Below are 17,503 nucleotides of genomic sequence, written 5' to 3'. Positions count from 1 at the left end.
TTATGCGCCAACTCTCGTTAGCGCAATATTTGGACGCATTGTTCTTTCAAAAAATGAAAAAAAATGCGTCCGTCTTGTTTAACCACGTTCTGCAATGATTGCTTTTGCAACATTGTTAGGCACTTCAGCGTACTCACTAAACTCCATAGAGTAAGAAGCACGACCTTGTGTCGCAGAACGTAAATCAGTTGCGTAACCGAACATGACAGACAACGGAACTTGTGCACGAATTATCTTCAGGCCAGCTGTCCCCTCGTCCATACCTTCAATGAGGCCGCGGCGACGGTTAATATCACCAACAACATCACCCATCCAGTCTTCTGGAGTAGTTACTTCAACTTTCATCATAGGCTCAAGCAGAACTGGTTGCGCTTCAAGTGCACCCGTTCTGAAAGCCATAGAGGCAGCGATTGTAAACGCCATCTCACTTGAATCTACTTCATGGTAAGAACCATCATATAGTGTAGCTTTGATATCCAAAACTGGATAGCCAGCAAGTACACCATTGTTCATCTGCTCTTCAACACCTTTAGCAACTGAAGCGATAAACTCTTTTGGAACGATACCGTTGGCAATTTCGTCTACAAAGACAAAACCTTCGCCAACTTCTGATGGTTCGAGCTTAAGCCATACGTGACCGTACTGACCTTTACCACCATGTTCGCGGATGAACTTACCTTCCGCTTTCGCTGTACCACGAATGGTTTCACGGTAAGCAACTTGCGGGTTACCAACGTTGCAGTTAACGTTAAATTCACGTTTCATGCGGTCAACGATGATATCTAAATGCAGTTCACCCATACCAGAAATTAGTGTCTGGCCTGTTTCGTCATCCGTTTCAACACGGAACGATGGATCTTCTGCTGCTAGCTTACCTAGAGCGATCGTCATTTTGTCTTGATCAGCTTGAGAGCGCGGCTCTACAACGATCTGAATAACTGGATCTGGGAACTCCATGCGCTCAAGAACGATTTTATGGTTCTGGTCACAAAGCGTTTCACCAGTGGTCACATCTTTAAGGCCAATAATAGCTGCGATGTCACCTGCTCGTACTTCTTTTACTTCTTCACGTTTGTTTGAGTGCATTTGAACAATGCGACCTAAACGTTCACGTTGTTGCTTCACTGAGTTGTAAGCCGTTTTACCGCTTTCAACAACACCAGAGTAAACACGGATGAAAGTTAAAGTACCAACAAATGGGTCTGTTGCAATTTTAAATGCCAGTGCAGAGAACGGTTCTTTGTCGTCTGCGTGACGCTCTGCTTCATTCTCGTTCTCATCGATACCTTTAATAGCAGGTACATCAACAGGTGAAGGAAGGAAATCAACGACGGCATCTAGAACAGCTTGTACGCCTTTATTTTTGAACGCACTACCGCAAGTTGCGAGTACGATTTCATTGCTAAGGGTACGAGTACGTAGACCTTGTTTGATTTCAGCTTCAGTCAGTTCACCTTCTTCAAGGTACTTATCCATTAGCTCTTCAGATGCTTCTGCAGCTGCTTCAACAAGTTCTGTACGATACTCTTCAGCCATTTCTTGCATGTCTGCTGGAATATCTTCGTACGTAAAAGTCATGCCTTGATCAGCGTCGTTCCAGTTGATTGCCTTCATCTTGATAAGATCGACAACGCCTTGGAAATTATCTTCAGCACCAATGTTCAGTTGAATTGGAACAGGAGTCGCGCCTAGGCGGTCCTTGATCTGTTCAATTACACGCAAGAAGTCTGCGCCTGTACGGTCCATTTTGTTAACGAAAACCATACGTGGAACTTGGTACTTATCAGCTTGACGCCAAACTGTCTCTGACTGAGGTTCAACACCCGACGAGCCACAGAACACGACAACGGCTCCATCAAGTACACGCAGAGAACGTTCTACTTCAATAGTGAAGTCAACGTGTCCTGGAGTATCGATGATATTGATACGGTGGTCTGGGTACTGAGCTTCCATACCACGCCAAAACGTAGTAGTTGCAGCCGAAGTGATCGTAATACCGCGCTCTTGCTCTTGCTCCATCCAATCCATGGTTGCTGCACCATCGTGAACTTCGCCGATTTTGTGAGAAAGACCGGTATAGAACAGAATACGTTCACTTGTGGTTGTTTTACCTGCATCTACGTGAGCAACGATACCAATATTTCGGTATTGCTCTATAGGAGTTTTACGAGCCACGGTTGAATCCTCTTATTCGAGACTTAGGGACTATTGCTATGTCTAGATTATGCGTTAATGGCGATACTTCGCTAAAAAAGGCTTGCCCTAGAAATAGCAATAGTTCCTAGCATAAGCATAGGAACTAAAGAAGTACTGCAAGGAACCTTGCAGTACTAAAAAGGTATTACCAACGGTAATGTGCGAACGCTTTGTTTGCGTCAGCCATGCGGTGAACGTCTTCACGTTTCTTAACCGCAGTACCTTTGTTCTCAGACGCGTCTAGCATTTCAGCAGCTAGGCGTTGAGCCATAGATTTTTCACCACGCTTACGCGCAGCTTCAACTACCCAACGCATAGCAAGAGCGTTACGGCGAACCGGACGAACTTCTACAGGTACTTGGTAAGTTGAACCACCTACACGGCGAGATTTAACTTCTACCGCTGGGCGAACATTTTCAAGAGCTTCTTCAAATACAGCTAAGTGGTCTTTACCAGACTTCTCAGCCATTGAATCTAGTGCAGTGTAAACAATTTTCTCTGCAGTAGATTTCTTTCCGTCAACCATAAGGATGTTAACGAATTTTGCCAGCAATTCAGATTTGAACTTAGGATCTGGAAGGATCTTACGCTGACCTATTACGCGACGACGTGGCATGGATATTCTCCGTTGTCTTCTTCAGGTTTTTTCCAAAACTTTTCAGAATAATAAATAAAATAGTGTTTGGCCTTACTTAACGCTTTCTTTTAAAAAAGAAAATGCATTAAGACTTAGGACGTTTCACACCGTACTTAGAACGACCTTGTTTACGGTCGTTAACGCCAGCACAGTCAAGCGCGCCGCGAACAGTGTGGTAACGTACACCCGGAAGGTCTTTTACACGACCGCCACGGATTAATACAACACTGTGCTCTTGAAGGTTGTGACCTTCACCACCGATGTACGAAGTTACTTCGAAACCGTTGGTTAGACGTACACGACATACTTTACGTAGTGCCGAGTTAGGTTTTTTAGGTGTAGTAGTGTAAACACGAGTACATACACCACGTTTTTGTGGGCACGCTTCTAGTGCAGGCACGTTGCTTTTAACAACTTGCTTTACACGAGGTTTGCGAACCAACTGGTTAATAGTTGCCATTAACTAGCTCCTGAAATTTACTTGAAAGTAAGCTTTGTGAAAAATCTATCCCTAATTACAAGTCGTAATTAGGGACGCAAAATTCTATTCAGCAGTGGGAGGTGTGTCAAGAAATATACAGATCTTTTTTAGCCATCTAGAGCTCAGGATGGTTTATTTTTGACCACAATGATAAAAGATAGTTACCAAGTTACTGATTTGTCGTTTAAAACCGTTAATTTAACAAATCCATCGAAGTCTACTTGAGCCAATGAACTTGAAGCCAACTGTTGTAAACCTCGACTGTCGAGATCCGGTTTTAATACCGACACATCTTCAACTGCAGAAATTTGAGTGTATAACTCATGATTTGGAAGGCAAACATACACAGCATCCTCGACCAAAATAAACTGATCCTGTGGTTGGGAATACAATAATGCGAGTTTTAGTTTCTCTGCCGATTTTACAATATGAAGCATAGCGTTTCCTAAAAAGTCAGTATTTGTTGGCATTGAGCTAACTTTCGCGCTAATTGATCCACTTCAACAACCGTCACATCAATCAGTAAATTGTCCGTCGATAAACCAAATTGATTTAGGCTACGTTGACACACATACACCTGTTCGATGTCGTATAGGTCCATTAATTTAAATGCAGAGATGTAGTCACGTGATAGTGTTTCGCTTGGCTGCTGTGCTTTGAGAAGCTGTGTCACACCATCTCCGACAAAGAACACGGTAATATCTTCACTGAAAGCTGAAGCCGCGAGCAATGCATCTAGCCCTTCTCTACCAGCCGCGGTTGTGTGAGGAAAACTATTAAATATAAAGGCTAATTTTCTCAAAACTGCACAACCCTATCTTGTGTTAGTAACGCTTCAGATAAGCTTCCCAACCCAGTTTGAGTGAAGCCAGATGCTAGATTAGAACCGCTTAATTGATGTTGCTCAGATTCTTCAGAGCTTACCACACCTCGTCTTAAGGCCGCTGCGACACAAGTTTCAAGGCTAATGTCATATTCACTTGCAAGCTTTTGCCACTCAGAAGCTAAATCAAATTCATCATTAGCAGGCACAGTGAGATTCGAGCCATTGCTCACACCGTCTTGATAGAAGAATACACTGTGTAGCTTATGGCCCTGCTTTAGTAGAGCCAATGCAAACTGGTAAGCACTTCTGGCAGATTGTGAACCATAAACAGGTCCATTGACTAAGAGCGTATAACTTAACAACCCTCTTCATCCTCTGTTTTACGTTGACGGATGTACAAGTACACGGTGTGCTTAGAGATATTCAAACGCTCAGCAACACGGTTAATCGCGTCTTTGATGTCGAAAATACCTTTGTCGTAAAGCTCCATCACTATTTGACGGTTCTTGGTGTTGTTCGATACAGACTTGTCTGCATTGATTTCTTCAATGGTTCGTTCAACCGTTTGGTCAACAAGTTCTTCAACATCACTAGCAAAGTTAACCGAAGATGCAGCTTCGTCAGCATCTTGCGTCGGCATAAAAGATTGCAGCACTTGTGAGAAAGGTGCATCTAAGTTGACGTTAATACACAACAAGCCAATCACTCGGTCTTCACCATTGCGAATAGCAACCGTGATTGACTTCATTAATACTCCACCTTTAGCGCGAGTAAAGTATGAACGAGAGAAGTTACGCTTAGAACCTTCAATATCTTTTAGCATCTTTAGCGCAAGATCGGTGATCGGTGATCCAACCTGACGACCTGTGTTTTCGCCATTGGCAATTTTGATTGCAGAAGTATTGAGGTCTTCTAGAGAGTGTAAAACGATTTCACAAAACGGACCAATCAGGCTCGCGATACCGTCGACCACGGCCTCGTAAGATCTTAAGATAATTTTATCGTGTTCACTGAATGGCATGACATGGACTGATTCCATTTCGAGTAACACGTCCGCATTGACTGTTTCTGTAGTAGTCACTTATTCCTTACCTTCGTGTGAAAAATCAACAAATTTATGTAAGTTTATCAGAAAATTTTAATTGCACACCTAGCTAACATTGCAACTAGTGATTTAGAACAAGTTTAAAAATCAAATACTCACCTTCAAATCATAAAAAAAGCCTAACTTGAAGTTAGGCTTTTTGTTCAATCAACGAATTTGAGAACAAGAGTTCTCGCTGATATTACTGAGCAGGAGCCGCTTCAGCGTTATCAATGTTTAATAGTTCAACTTCGAACACTAACGTTGAGTTAGCAGGGATAGTCGGTGTGTCTTGCTCACCGTATGCTAGCTCTGGCGGAATAACGAACTTGTACTTAGAACCAACTTGCATCAGTTGTACGCCTTCAGTCCAACCCGGGATTACGCGGTTTAGTGGGAATGTTGCTGGTTCGCCACGATCGTAAGAGCTGTCGAACTGAGTACCGTCTGTTAGCGTACCTTTGTAGTGTACTTGAACGGTATCAGTGTCTTTTGGAGAAGCACCTTCACCAGCAGTCATTACTTGATAAAGTAGGCCAGATTCAGTTTGCTTTACGCCTTCAGTTTTTGCGAACTCAGCGCGGAACTCATCGCCCGCTTTTTTCACTTCTGCTGACTTTTCTGCAGCTTGTGCTTGCATCGTTTCAGCAACACGCTTGTCTAGAGCTTCAAGAGCAGCGCGAGTTTCTTCTTCGTTCAGTGCTGTTTTCTCTGCGAATACGTCTTCGATACCTTGAAGAACCATGTCTTTGTCTAGGTTAATGCCTAGCTCACTTGGCTTATCAATACTTGTGCTTAGGTAGTTTGCGAAAGATACACCGATTGCGTAAGCCGCTTTGTCATCTTCTGTTTTAAAGTTTACTGCTTCTACTTTAACTTCTTCAACCTGTGGAGCTTCTGCCTTTGGTTCTTCTTTCTGACAACCAACTGCTAGCATAACCGTTGCGGCAAGCAGTGATACTTTTAAAACTGATTTCATTGAATTCTCCAATTAATGGCCAAGCCATTGGTTATTGTGCACAAATCTAATGATTAGATTGGTGTGAATACGTTAGTTATAACAATATACTAGTCATATGTCTTTCGACACAAACCGGATTATTAGATGTGATGCGAATATTTTTCCACTCATTGCTATATACAATTGTCATCACCTTGTTAAATGGTTGCTTTTTCTTCCAGGATGATGATCAGCGTTGGGAAATAGAACCCAATGGCGCCACCAGCTTTGCACTCAGCAGAGATGGACGTTTTGCCCTGCTCTACTCTCAAGAAAAACAACTGCTCCTTTGGGATTTAGATCAAAACAAAGAACTCGCTCAACTTGGCCCCCAAGACCAATCCGAAAACCAAGTATCGCGAATCCGCATCTCAGACAATGGCCGCTTTGCCATTACCGCCAGCCAGATGAACTTCGCCGTTTGGGACTTATCTTGGACTCAGGCTGAGGGGCTCTGGTCTATTTCCGATGGCTTGATTCGTGATGTCGATATTTCTAGCAATGGTGAAAAAGTCTTGCTTGGCCTATCTAATGGCAAAGCTATCTATGTGGACTTAGTCACCGGACGCCGTCTTGAGTTCCTCGCTCACAGAGAAAAAGTAAATTCAGTCTCCCTTTCTTCGAATGGGCGCTACGCATTATCAGGCGGTAACGACTACAAAGCTTACCTTTGGGACACCGAATCAGGCTTAGTGTTACGTACCTTCAAGCATGAACAAAGAGTAGTACGAGTTGCACTACAACGGGATGGAGAATTAGCTTTTACTTCCGATGGCGGCAACCAAGCGATGATATGGGATTTGGAAACAGGTGAACCTCAAGCGCAATTGCAAAGCTGGTCTCGACAGCTGATATTCTCTAGCGCTCGCTTTTCTGATAACGGCAGTATGCTGGTGACAGGTACGCCATCAAGCCAAGTGAGTGTGTGGAATACTCAAGATGGAAAACGAATTTCTCGTCACGATGCTGAGCCACTAAAAGATGCTCGCCCTCCCCGTGCGGTAGTGTATGATGCAGCCTTTGATGAAAAGAACCGTGTGATATCGGGCACCTCTGCGGGCATCGCCCAAGCTTGGAATGTGGATTAGAACGATGACAGAAAAGCGAATTGAACAACTAGAAAGCCGTGTGAATGACCTAGAATGTCAGTTGGCTTTCCAAGAACAAACCATTGAAGAACTCAATGAAGCGCTTAGCCAACAACAGATGTTGATCACGAGAATGCAAGATCAAATGAAGTTCGTGGTGGGTAAAGTAAAAAATATGGACGGCTCCAACTTAGCTGACGCATCAGAAGAGACGCCACCTCCGCACTATTAAGCGCAGTTCAAAATGACGAATAGATTCTAGTGACGCATATCGCTAGTCTCTCGCCCTCGATGTGTAAACTCATTTCAGGACGGGACATAGAAAACTAAAAGGGCGACAGATGCTTATCTGTCGCCCTTTTGTTCGTTTAATCTTCGCTAATTCAACTAAAGCTAGTTAAGCTAATAAAAGCTTAGTCATCAGCATAAATTTTCACTTCCACACAACCGTTAGTATCAACACTCGCGCGATACATCCCTGAACTGTTCATGCCAAAATGAATATCACCTTGGCCATCAATAGCGATCAAGCCACCTTCTCCACCCATGGCCTTCAACTCACCTTGAATGATAGTTTCACAAGCCGTATGTACATCTTCTTTGAGATAACGCATTCGTGCTGCGACATCACTGGCGACCATTTTACGTAGGAAGAACTCGCCCATACCTGTTGTTGAAACAGCCACGTTGCCATTTTCAGCAATAGTGCCTGCGCCTATAATTGGAGAGTCTCCCACACGACCGTATTTCTTATTGGTCACACCACCAGTACTGGTTGCTGCAGCTAAGTTCCCGGATTGATCTAACGCCACGGCGCCAACCGTGCCGTACTTCTTATCATCTGGATATTTATGGGCTTGCTGTTCATCATATTTCGCTTCAGACAAAGCAAAAATGCCCTTCTCTTTCATTGATAGAAGTTGGTCATAACGACGCTCGGTAAAGAAGTAATCCTGCTCGGTGAAGGTGTACTCATGCTCAAAGGCGAACTTCTCAGCGCCTTCACCAATCAACAACACATGATCGCTTTTCAGCATTACATCACGTGCAAGTTCAATGGGATTCTTGATATGACGAACACCCGCAACCGCACCGGCATCCATTTCACTACCATGCATAACAGAAGCATCCATCTCAACAAACTCATCATGAGTCAGCACCGAGCCTTTACCAGCATTAAAGTGTGGGCTGTCTTCCATCACTTTTACCGAAGCAACTACAGCATCCACAGCATCACCGCCCGATTGCAGCACCTGGTAACCAGCTAACACCGATTTTTTTAAAGCTTCTGTGATGCCTGTTTTTAATTCATCACTCATTTGCTCTCGCAAGATGGTTCCTGCACCACCATGAATGGCAATTGAAAAAAGCTGTGACATGTGAATTCTCCACTGACGTATTTTTATAATGTTGTTCTATCAATACCACATCCATGATCCGATGTCTGATAGTAGAAACTAAACTTTTTCGGATGGTTGCCTTATTAGATAAACAGTTAATCCAAACAAGCCTCGGCTCCAATACGAAAAAACCTCCACAAGGGAGGTTTTCAGCGTTCTTAATCTAAACCGTTCATTCGGTATTAGTGAGAACCACAGCTACCGCCGCCGCAGCAGCCTTCTTTTTTCTCTTCACCGTGGTCATGGCCTTCGCCACCACAACAACCACCTTCGTGATCATGGTCGTGATCACCACAGCCACCTTCTTGGTGTACGTGACCATGTTGAACTTCTTCTTCAGTCGCTTCACGAACCGCTACAACTTCAACGTCAAACGTTAGAGTTTGGCCAGCTAGCATGTGGTTACCGTCAACAACAACTTCGTCGCCATCTACTTCAGTCACTTCAACTGGGATTGGACCTTGGTCAGTATCCGCTAAGAAACGCATACCAACTTCGATTTGCTCAACACCTTGGAATACGTCAGCAGGAACACGTTGAACTAGGTCGTCGTTGTGTTCACCGTAAGCGTCTTCTGGAGTAACCGTTGCAGAGAACTTGTCACCAGCAACTTTGCCTTCAAGCTCTTTTTCAAGACCTGTAATTAGGTTGTTGTGACCGTGAAGGTAATCTAGTGGAGCTTCTGCAGTTGATTGGTCAACTACTACGCCATCTTCAAGTTTCACTTGATATGCAACACTAACTACTACGTTCTTTTCAATTTTCATGAGAGCTCCAAGGAGGTTTGGACTAGGCTCGAACAGTTGAGCCTAGGAATAAATTTTATACACCCGGTATTATGGGGATGAATTAGTGAAACTCAATCATTCTGGTTTAAAAATACCGATCATTTCTTGATTCGCGTGTTCAGATTTCTCTACAGTTTTCGGTTTCCGCTGCTCATTGAAATTACAATCAACACATTCCACCAATTCGATATTATTCTCTATCCACCAGCGAAGAGTATCTTGAGTGTTGCAGCTTGGGCAGCTCGCCCCAGCGATAAAGCGTTTTTTCTGTTTCACGTTAATGTCCTTTACTACTCTGGATTCGCAGTTCATCCCGCCCGCTCTATTAGAAACTAAGCAGAGACCGCGTTTATTATTAGGTTGGTTCTTTAGACTGCTATTTCTGAGTTCAGTTATATTCCTAAGCTCGGGTTATTCACTCTAGACTCAGGCTACTGCCAATAGTTTCGAGACTGATGATCATTTTCCATCTCGTGTCCAAAAATTTCTTCCAGCTCTTTACGAGCCTCTTTCGCTCTTTGAGCTAGCTCGGCATCTTCGTTGTGCTGAGGAAGTAACTCTTTGAGCATACCATTATCCAATTTCCTAAAATGTGCTTCTGCTCGCTTCGCTTTATATGGATGCATGCCAAGTTCAGTCAATGTTTGACGTCCTAAGTCTAATGCTCCAAGGAAAGTTTCACGAGAGTAGTTGCTCACACCATGGTTAAGTAATTGATAGGCTTCAACACGGCTTCGTGCACGCGCTAAGATCTTTAAGCGCGGGAAGTGCTGCTTACATAAATCGACGGTTTTCATGATTTCATCGGGAGAGTCAGTACACAGTACAATCGCCTCCGCTCTATCAGCGCCTGCGGCACGTAACAGTTCTAGATGAGTTGAATCACCGTAAAATACCTTGTAGCCGAATTTTCTAAGGATATGTATTTGGCTGGCATCACTTTCAAGGACGGTGATACGAATCTTATTAGCGTACATCAAGCGACCAATGATCTGACCGAAACGACCAAAACCAGCAATGATCACTCTAGGGCTACGATCAACCACATCAGAAGACATCGCGCTTTCACTGATTTGATTAAGTTGACGAGCAAAGAATCGGTCTTGCAGCTTAAGCATCAATGGCGTAGTCACCATTGATAAACTCACCACGACCAGTAAGAACGATACCTGTTCACCACTTAAAATACCCTGTGCACTCGCCGCAGTAAAAATAACAAAGGCAAACTCACCACCTTGGCTGAGTATCATCGCCATTCGGCTACGCGCTTTTGTCTGTGTACCAAAGATACGGGCAAGTGCATACAGTACCAAACCTTTCAACACGACCAATGCACAAACTGCAATCAGTATCGCGAATGGGCTTTCGGCTAGTAAACCTAAGTTCACCGCCATACCCACAGAGATAAAGAACAGGCCAAGCAATAACCCTTTGAATGGGTCAATCGCAATTTCAAGCTCGTGTCGATATTCACTTTCTGCTAGAAGAACACCCGCTAAGAAAGTACCCAGCGCCATCGACAAACCAATCTGCTGCATGATGACGGCAATACCAATCACCAATAGCAGCGCTGCAACGGTAAACAACTCACGAACACCGCTCATGACCACATAGCGGAATAGTGGTCTCAGTAAGAAATGACCACCAACAAGTAAGCCAATCACGCCGCCTAGCATCCACAACATGTCAGCCCAACTACCGCCCGTATTGCCCGCAAGCAGAGGCAACACCGCTAACATAGGGATTACTGCAATATCTTGGAAAAGTAAGACTGCAAAGCCTGACTGTCCCGCTTCTTTACCACCAAGCTCTCGCTCTTCAATAACGCGCAAGGCGATGGCTGTCGAAGATAAGGCTAACCCCATACCTATCACGAGGCTAGTTTGCCAAGTCAATCCGAACAAACAGGCGATGGCGGTAATAATCAAGGTGGTGATCAACACTTGCGCCCCCCCTAAGCCGAGAATAGGCGCCCGCATCTGCCACAGTTTTTTGGGGTTAAGCTCTAAACCAATAAGGAAGAGCAGCAGCACCACCCCGAACTCTGAGAAATGTAGAATGGCCTCTACGTCACTGATTAGGCCAAGCCCCCATGGACCAATAGCGACACCCGCTAATAAGTAACCTAATACTGAACCTAAGCCTGCTCGCTGCGCGATAGGAACCGCAACCACAGCCGCCGCTAAAAATATAGCGCTACTTTGTAGGAAATCATTAGTCAGAGCCATCATTTGCTCCTATATCTTGTAGCGGATCTCGCAACCAATTTCGATATTCTTCAGCGTGTTGGTAACGCGTCATATCCGAGACATTTCGAGCCCAATGTAAAACTAAAGGTGACATCCAGTGCATCTGGCACAAAGCGGCAGTTAGCTCAAACGGTTGCAAGATCTCTTGTAAGGGATACTTATTATAGCCTGCAGCACCAAACGCCTCTTCTTTACCACCCGTGGTGATAACACTGCGCCAATGCTTACCCTTAAGTGCACTTTGCTCACCAAACGCAAAGCCCTTGCCTAATACTCGGTCAAACCATTCCTTCAATAACGAAGGGCATGAGTACATAAACAAAGGATGTTGGAATACAATCACATCGTACTGCAGAAGCAGTTCATGCTCATAAGGCACATCAATAAAGAAGTCAGGATAGAGGGCATAAAGATCGTGGATTTTAACATTCCCAAGCGACTCTATCTTTTTAACCATGATCTGGTTAGCGATAGAGGTTTGCGGCTCTGGGTGCGCATAGATCACTAATACCTTTGGCACGGGTTTGTCTATCGAGGGAGTAATACTCATTCCTTTGAAACATTCCTTTAAGGGCTAAACGGTGGCAAGGCCACTAGAATTTAAATAAAAGTTATTAATATGTTATTGGCATCATAACGCAAATTGCATTGTGATCGACTTTTATCTGGATTCAGCCTACTATGCAGGCGTCTGTTCACCTCTAATTTCTATGCTACCTCTATATGATTACTTTCTCTGATATTCAATTGCTACGCGGCGGTAAGCCACTCCTCGACCAAGCATCTGCGACTTTTCATCCTGGCGACAAGATCGGTTTGGTTGGTAAAAACGGCTGTGGTAAATCTACGCTGTTCGCCTTAATTAAAGACGAGCTGTCTATTGATGCTGGCTCATTCAGTAAACCAGCCCATTGGGAAATGGCTTGGGTTGCTCAAGAAACGCCAGCACTAGAAAGAACAGCGATTGAATACGTGATTGATGGCGACCGTGAATATCGCGGCCTTGAAGATCAACTAGAGAAAGCTGAACAAGCCGACAACGGCACATTAGTAGCAGAGATCCACGGCAAAATTGAAACCATTGGTGGTTACAGCATCAAAGCACGTGCTGCTGAGCTATTGGATGGCTTAGGATTTCGCCAAGAACAAATGACATGGAACCTAACCCAGTTCTCGGGTGGTTGGCGTATGCGTTTGAACTTAGCGCAAGCCCTATTGTGCCGCAGTGACCTACTGCTACTCGATGAGCCAACCAACCACTTGGATTTAGACGCAGTAATGTGGCTAGAACGCTGGTTACAAAACTACCCTGGCACACTCGTTCTTATCTCGCACGATAGAGATTTCTTGGATCCTATCGTCAACCGCATCGTGCATGTTGAAAACCAGCAGCTCAATGAATACACCGGTAACTACTCATCGTTCGAAACTCAACGCGCGCAAAAACTGATCCTGCAACAAGCGATGTACCAAAAACAGCAGAAACAAATGTCTCATATGCAGAGCTACATTGACCGTTTCCGCTACAAAGCCTCAAAAGCTCGCCAAGCGCAAAGCCGTATCAAAGCATTAGAGAAAATGGAACAAGTGCTGCCCGCTCAATTTGATAACCCATTCAGCTTTGAGTTTAGAGAACCAGACGCGCTACCAAATCCAATCATGATGATGGATGAAGTCTCTGCGGGTTACGATGACAACCTGATTCTAGAGAAGATTCGCTTGAACCTAGTACCGGGCAGTCGTATTGGTCTACTTGGCCGAAATGGCGCTGGTAAGTCAACACTGATTAAACTCCTTTCTGGCGAACTGAAACAGCAAGGTGGTGAACTGAGCTATTCACAAGGCGTTAAGATGGGTTACTTTGCACAGCACCAATTAGAGACGCTGCACCCAGAAGAAACACCGCTGCAACACATGATGCAGATTGCCCCTAAACACACAGAGCAACAACTGCGTGATTACCTAGGTAGCTTCGGTTTCCAAGGTGAAAAAGCGCTCGATAAAGTAGCCCCCTTCTCAGGCGGTGAAAAAGCGCGTTTAGTTCTGGCGCTACTAGTATGGCAAAAACCAAATCTGTTGCTGCTCGATGAACCAACCAACCACTTGGATCTCGACATGCGTCAGGCGCTGACGTTTGCATTGCAGACGTTTGAAGGCGCAATGGTTATCGTATCGCATGACCGTTACCTACTCCGTGCGACTACCGATGATTTGTATTTGGTACACGACCGCCAAGTGGCACCGTTTGATGGTGACCTAAGCGATTACTACAAGTGGCTAACCGAACAGCAGAAAGTTGAACGCAAAGAAGCACAAGCATTGGCACCAGCAAAAGACGGCGCCAACAGTGCAGCAGCAAAAAAAGATCAGAAACGTAAAGAAGCAGAGTTCCGTAAACTAACGGCACCAATTCGTAAAAAGCTGAGTCAATTTGAAAAGCAGATGGATAAATTAACGTTGGCTCTTAAAGAAGCCGAGCAAGAATTATCCGACACTTCACTGTATGAAGCTGAAAATAAGGCTAAACTGAATAAAGTACTCGCTCTCCAAGCGAGCAGTAAATCACAGCTAGAAGAAGTTGAAATGGATTGGATGTCCACTCAAGAAGAGCTTGAGCAGATGGAACAGGATATGGATAGCTTATGAGCCCAGAGCACGCCCCAATATCACTAACACTGGAACGACTATGGCAATTTAGCCTTCAGTATTACAGTGTGCGTGGTGTAAAGGATGCGTGCCTAGCTTTACAAAACCAGTTTCACGGCAACGTCAATCTACTGCTGCTGCTCAAATGGCTTGATGAGCAGCAATTGTCTTTTGCCGAAGAAGAGTGGCACAAAGTTCAACAGTGTTTGAGCCGCTCTGAAACCCTGCTTCATAGTTATCGAGAGCTACGTAAGCATCTCAAAGCACACGTTGTTGATTCACTCTACCGTGAAGCCTTACAGTTCGAATTACAACTAGAGAAACAACAACAATCTGATCTCGTCGACTACATAAACTCTCTTCAGCTTTTCGCAAACCAACAAGCGCCTCTCGCTTTTCAATACTGTCGATTATTAGGGGCAGAAAACCTCTATGTTGCTTTTTCTGAACCAGCCCCTCAGCCCTAAGGCATTCCCTTTTCCTTTTGTTAGATCAAGATCCAAGCTTATTGGGGACTATCGTTCTTCGTGTTCACGCGATGGTGGCTCGGATTATTAGCAATATATAGAGCTTAACCTCGATAGTATTCAACCAGTTACCTACAACCTGTTTTGTAACCTGTATGAGTGAAACTCTTGCGCTTATGCCGAGAATCAACCAAGCTCAAATAAAAACATGGGCGTTTCACTAAAAGCTCAACACTTTATCAAAGCCCATAAAAGAAGCATGGACTGTTTTATGACAATATTTACCGCAGCGGCTGGTCTCTCTAATCCGCACTTACAAACCTTAGTGCCACGGTTTATTAGAAAGCAGGCGTTATTTGATCCTCAATGGCAAACCTTAGAAACTCCCGACGGTGATTTCCTCGACCTTGCATGGAGCGAGGACCCTAAGGGAGATAGCACCAATAGTGATAATAAAAGCAGAGGAGATGCGAATAATAAGCCCATTTTCGTTCTATTCCACGGTTTGGAAGGCAGCTTTGAAAGCCCTTACGCCAATGGACTGATGAATGCGTTTGCTAAAGATGGTTGGTTATCCGTGATGATGCACTTTAGAGGATGCAGCGGAAAACCGAATCGCTTGGCTCGCGCGTACCATTCAGGAGAAGTAGAAGATGCTCGTTTCTTTCTACGACACTTACACGCGCAATTTCCCAATAACCCAAAGGTTGCGGTTGGTATATCTCTAGGCGGAAACATGCTGGCGAACTACTTGGCTGAGTATGCGGACGACCCATTACTGTCGGCGGCAACGATAGTTTCTGCTCCTTTTGATTTAGCTTGCTGCTCCAGTCGTATTGAAAGAGGCTTCTCTAGGCTCTATAAAAAATACCTGCTCAACTCACTCAAATCGAATGCCTTGAAAAAGGTTAAGCTGTTACAAGAAAAAATAGGTATCTCCGCTGAAACCATCAAAAAAATAGACAAACTGTATGAGTTTGATGAAAGGATCACTGCGCCTCTGCATGGATTTAAGAATGCTCAAGACTACTATGCTCAATGTTCAGCGCTTCCAAAACTGAATAAGATTAAGCTACCGACTCAGATCATTCATGCTAAAGACGATCCTTTCATGACTGATGATGTTATTCCAAAATTCGTACTACCAGACAATATTGATTATCGCTTGTTTCAGAAAGGTGGCCATGTGGGGTTCATTACCGGTAGCACGCTCAAGCCCAGGTTTTGGCTAGAAGAAGCATTGCCAGCCTACTATGAAAGTATCCAAGATTCGGCATAATGACCGAGCCTTAGTAAATAGAAGTAAAAACATTACTAATTAATAAACATAGTTATCAACATATCCATGAACATAAAAGAGAGAAGTATTTATGATCATCCCATGGCAAGACATTGCACCAGAAACACTGGAAAACCTCATCAAAGAGTTCGTGCTGCGTGAAGGTACAGACTACGGTGATGTAGAGGTTTCATTGCAAAACAAGATTGACCAAGTGAAACATCAATTAGCCTCAGGAGAAGTCAGTATCGTATTTTCTGAGCTGCATGAAACCGTTGATATTCAAGTCACAAAACGCTTCTAGGCTGCGCTCATAAAGGAGCCGTGTTATAGTGGTAAACGATTGCTAACAAGTAAGTTACTCAAAAGACAAGGGTTGTCATGTCCGCTAAACATCCAATTATTGCGGTGACGGGTTCATCAGGAGCCGGCACCACCACCACCTCAGAAGCCTTCCGTAAAATGTTCAATATGATGGACGTGAAGGCCGCTTGGGTTGAAGGGGATAGTTTCCATCGCTTCACTCGACCAGAGATGGATGTCGAGATCCGTAAAGCGCGCGAGCAAGGTAAGCACATCAGCTACTTTGGTCCACAAGCCAACGACTTTGGTGCGCTAGAAGAGTTCTTCCGTAAATACGGTAACGAAGGTACAGGCAAGGTACGTAGCTACCTGCACACGTTCGATGAAGCCGTTCCTTACAATCAAATGCCAGGCACCTTTACGCCATGGCAAGAGATCCCAGAAAATTCAGATGTGATGTTTTACGAAGGCCTGCACGGCGGTGTGGTTGATGGCGATATCAATGTTTCTCAACACGTCGACTTGCTGATCGGCATGGTACCTATCGTCAACTTAGAATGGATCCAGAAATTCGTTCGCGACACACGCGATCGTGGTCATTCTCGTGAAGCAGTAATGGACTCGATTGTTCGCTCGATGGATGATTACCTTAACTACATTACTCCTCAGTTTTCGCGTACTCACATCAACTTTCAGCGTGTTCCAACGGTAGACACATCAAACCCTCTCAACGCTAAAGGGATCCCAAGTTTAGACGAAAGCTTCGTTGTTATACGTTTGCGCGGCATCAAAAACGTCGATTTCCCTTACCTTTTAGCTATGATTGATGGCTCATTTATGTCTCGCCACAACACGCTTGTGGTACCAGGAGGGAAGATGAGTTTTGCTATGGAGCTCATTGTAAGGCCGATCCTACAACAACTCATCGAAACCGGAAAAATTGGTTAACAGAGCACCATTCTGGTTGATTACTTTTCATACCGTGATCATGTGCACAATTTTGCGTAAAAAATCGTAGCTTGGTCACGATTAAAATCAAGAAATAGTACCTGAAAAAGG

General features: G+C 44.4%; 20 protein-coding genes. 7 read left to right on the top strand and 13 right to left on the bottom strand.

Features of this window, described 5'->3' with window-relative positions; genetic code table 11:
• Nucleotides 1-78: 78 nt before the first annotated feature.
• The 8 genes from fusA to fkpA all read right to left on the bottom strand — a co-directional run bounded on the left by fusA (nucleotide 79) and on the right by fkpA (nucleotide 6,203).
• Nucleotides 79-2,175 carry an elongation factor G gene (gene fusA, locus SJY39_RS03000; protein ID WP_016768003.1) on the bottom strand — a complete coding sequence of 699 codons (2,097 nt, stop codon included), beginning with the start codon at nucleotides 2,173-2,175 and terminating at the stop codon, nucleotides 79-81.
• Nucleotides 2,176-2,341: 166 nt separating this feature from the next.
• Nucleotides 2,342-2,812, bottom strand: a complete 471-nt coding sequence (gene rpsG, locus SJY39_RS02995) for a 30S ribosomal protein S7 (RefSeq protein WP_010435163.1) — start codon at nucleotides 2,810-2,812, stop codon at nucleotides 2,342-2,344.
• A 106-nt stretch (nucleotides 2,813-2,918) separates the two neighbouring features.
• The gene (gene rpsL / locus SJY39_RS02990) at nucleotides 2,919-3,293 is read right to left on the bottom strand and encodes a 30S ribosomal protein S12 (protein WP_004737194.1); all 375 of its coding nucleotides are present in this window, start codon (nucleotides 3,291-3,293) and stop codon (nucleotides 2,919-2,921) included.
• A 182-nt stretch (nucleotides 3,294-3,475) separates the two neighbouring features.
• The gene (tusB, locus tag SJY39_RS02985) at nucleotides 3,476-3,751 is read right to left on the bottom strand and encodes a sulfurtransferase complex subunit TusB (protein ID WP_010435170.1); all 276 of its coding nucleotides are present in this window, start codon (nucleotides 3,749-3,751) and stop codon (nucleotides 3,476-3,478) included.
• Nucleotides 3,752-3,759: 8 nt separating this feature from the next.
• Entirely contained in the window at nucleotides 3,760-4,116 is a 357-nt protein-coding gene (gene tusC, locus SJY39_RS02980; protein WP_010435172.1) for a sulfurtransferase complex subunit TusC, read from the bottom strand.
• On the bottom strand, nucleotides 4,113-4,502 hold the full coding sequence (gene tusD / locus SJY39_RS02975; protein ID WP_010435174.1) for a sulfurtransferase complex subunit TusD: 390 nt from the start codon (nucleotides 4,500-4,502) through the stop codon (nucleotides 4,113-4,115). The genes tusC and tusD overlap by 4 nt, the downstream gene beginning before the upstream one ends.
• A complete protein-coding gene (locus tag SJY39_RS02970) occupies nucleotides 4,496-5,221 on the bottom strand; it encodes a transcriptional regulator (protein ID WP_004729851.1) in 726 nt (241 codons plus the stop codon). The genes tusD and SJY39_RS02970 overlap by 7 nt, the downstream gene beginning before the upstream one ends.
• Before the next feature lie 205 nt (nucleotides 5,222-5,426).
• Nucleotides 5,427-6,203, bottom strand: a complete 777-nt coding sequence (gene fkpA, locus SJY39_RS02965; RefSeq protein WP_010435176.1) for an FKBP-type peptidyl-prolyl cis-trans isomerase — start codon at nucleotides 6,201-6,203, stop codon at nucleotides 5,427-5,429.
• A gap of 131 nt (nucleotides 6,204-6,334) precedes the next feature.
• Here fkpA and SJY39_RS02960 point away from each other — a divergent pair, with 131 nt between their 5' ends.
• Both SJY39_RS02960 and SJY39_RS02955 read left to right on the top strand, forming a co-directional pair.
• A complete protein-coding gene (locus tag SJY39_RS02960) occupies nucleotides 6,335-7,312 on the top strand; it encodes a WD40 repeat domain-containing protein (RefSeq protein ID WP_010435178.1) in 978 nt (325 codons plus the stop codon).
• A gap of 4 nt (nucleotides 7,313-7,316) precedes the next feature.
• On the top strand, nucleotides 7,317-7,544 hold the full coding sequence (locus tag SJY39_RS02955) for a SlyX family protein (RefSeq protein ID WP_004729640.1): 228 nt from the start codon (nucleotides 7,317-7,319) through the stop codon (nucleotides 7,542-7,544).
• Nucleotides 7,545-7,725: 181 nt separating this feature from the next.
• Here SJY39_RS02955 and SJY39_RS02950 read toward each other — a convergent pair whose 3' ends face one another.
• The 5 genes from SJY39_RS02950 to kefG form a co-directional block, all read right to left on the bottom strand.
• Nucleotides 7,726-8,691, bottom strand: coding sequence for an isoaspartyl peptidase/L-asparaginase family protein (locus tag SJY39_RS02950; RefSeq protein WP_016791426.1), 966 nt, complete (start codon nucleotides 8,689-8,691; stop codon nucleotides 7,726-7,728).
• Nucleotides 8,692-8,894: 203 nt separating this feature from the next.
• Nucleotides 8,895-9,479, bottom strand: a complete 585-nt coding sequence (slyD, locus tag SJY39_RS02945) for a peptidylprolyl isomerase (protein WP_016783707.1) — start codon at nucleotides 9,477-9,479, stop codon at nucleotides 8,895-8,897.
• A 96-nt stretch (nucleotides 9,480-9,575) separates the two neighbouring features.
• The gene (locus SJY39_RS02940; protein ID WP_022570897.1) at nucleotides 9,576-9,776 is read right to left on the bottom strand and encodes a YheV family putative zinc ribbon protein; all 201 of its coding nucleotides are present in this window, start codon (nucleotides 9,774-9,776) and stop codon (nucleotides 9,576-9,578) included.
• 155 nt (nucleotides 9,777-9,931) lie between these two features.
• Nucleotides 9,932-11,728 carry a glutathione-regulated potassium-efflux system protein KefB gene (gene kefB / locus SJY39_RS02935; protein ID WP_010435193.1) on the bottom strand — a complete coding sequence of 599 codons (1,797 nt, stop codon included), beginning with the start codon at nucleotides 11,726-11,728 and terminating at the stop codon, nucleotides 9,932-9,934.
• Complete coding sequence (kefG, locus tag SJY39_RS02930; protein ID WP_010435196.1) at nucleotides 11,715-12,299, bottom strand: glutathione-regulated potassium-efflux system ancillary protein KefG; 585 nt, start codon at nucleotides 12,297-12,299, stop codon at nucleotides 11,715-11,717. Before kefG ends, kefB begins: the two co-directional genes overlap by 14 nt.
• Before the next feature lie 173 nt (nucleotides 12,300-12,472).
• Here kefG and SJY39_RS02925 point away from each other — a divergent pair, with 173 nt between their 5' ends.
• The 5 genes from SJY39_RS02925 (at nucleotide 12,473) to SJY39_RS02905 (ending at nucleotide 17,392) form a co-directional block, all read left to right on the top strand.
• Nucleotides 12,473-14,395 (top strand): ABC transporter ATP-binding protein, encoded by a 1,923-nt coding sequence (locus SJY39_RS02925; RefSeq protein WP_010435200.1) that lies wholly within the window; start codon nucleotides 12,473-12,475, stop codon nucleotides 14,393-14,395.
• Nucleotides 14,392-14,862: a TIGR02444 family protein gene (locus tag SJY39_RS02920; RefSeq protein ID WP_010435202.1), complete on the top strand. Its 471-nt coding sequence runs from the start codon at nucleotides 14,392-14,394 to the stop codon at nucleotides 14,860-14,862. The genes SJY39_RS02925 and SJY39_RS02920 overlap by 4 nt, the downstream gene beginning before the upstream one ends.
• Before the next feature lie 271 nt (nucleotides 14,863-15,133).
• Nucleotides 15,134-16,141 carry a hydrolase gene (locus SJY39_RS02915; RefSeq protein ID WP_010435205.1) on the top strand — a complete coding sequence of 336 codons (1,008 nt, stop codon included), beginning with the start codon at nucleotides 15,134-15,136 and terminating at the stop codon, nucleotides 16,139-16,141.
• A gap of 91 nt (nucleotides 16,142-16,232) precedes the next feature.
• Nucleotides 16,233-16,445 carry a YheU family protein gene (locus tag SJY39_RS02910; RefSeq protein WP_010435208.1) on the top strand — a complete coding sequence of 71 codons (213 nt, stop codon included), beginning with the start codon at nucleotides 16,233-16,235 and terminating at the stop codon, nucleotides 16,443-16,445.
• Nucleotides 16,446-16,522: 77 nt separating this feature from the next.
• Nucleotides 16,523-17,392, top strand: a complete 870-nt coding sequence (locus SJY39_RS02905) for a phosphoribulokinase (protein WP_010435210.1) — start codon at nucleotides 16,523-16,525, stop codon at nucleotides 17,390-17,392.
• The last annotated feature ends 111 nt before the right edge of the window (nucleotides 17,393-17,503 follow it).

Source organism: Vibrio sp. R78045 (assembly GCF_042466085.1).
GTDB lineage: Bacteria > Pseudomonadota > Gammaproteobacteria > Enterobacterales > Vibrionaceae > Vibrio > Vibrio cyclitrophicus.
This window is presented reverse-complemented; position numbering and strand designations above follow the sequence as displayed.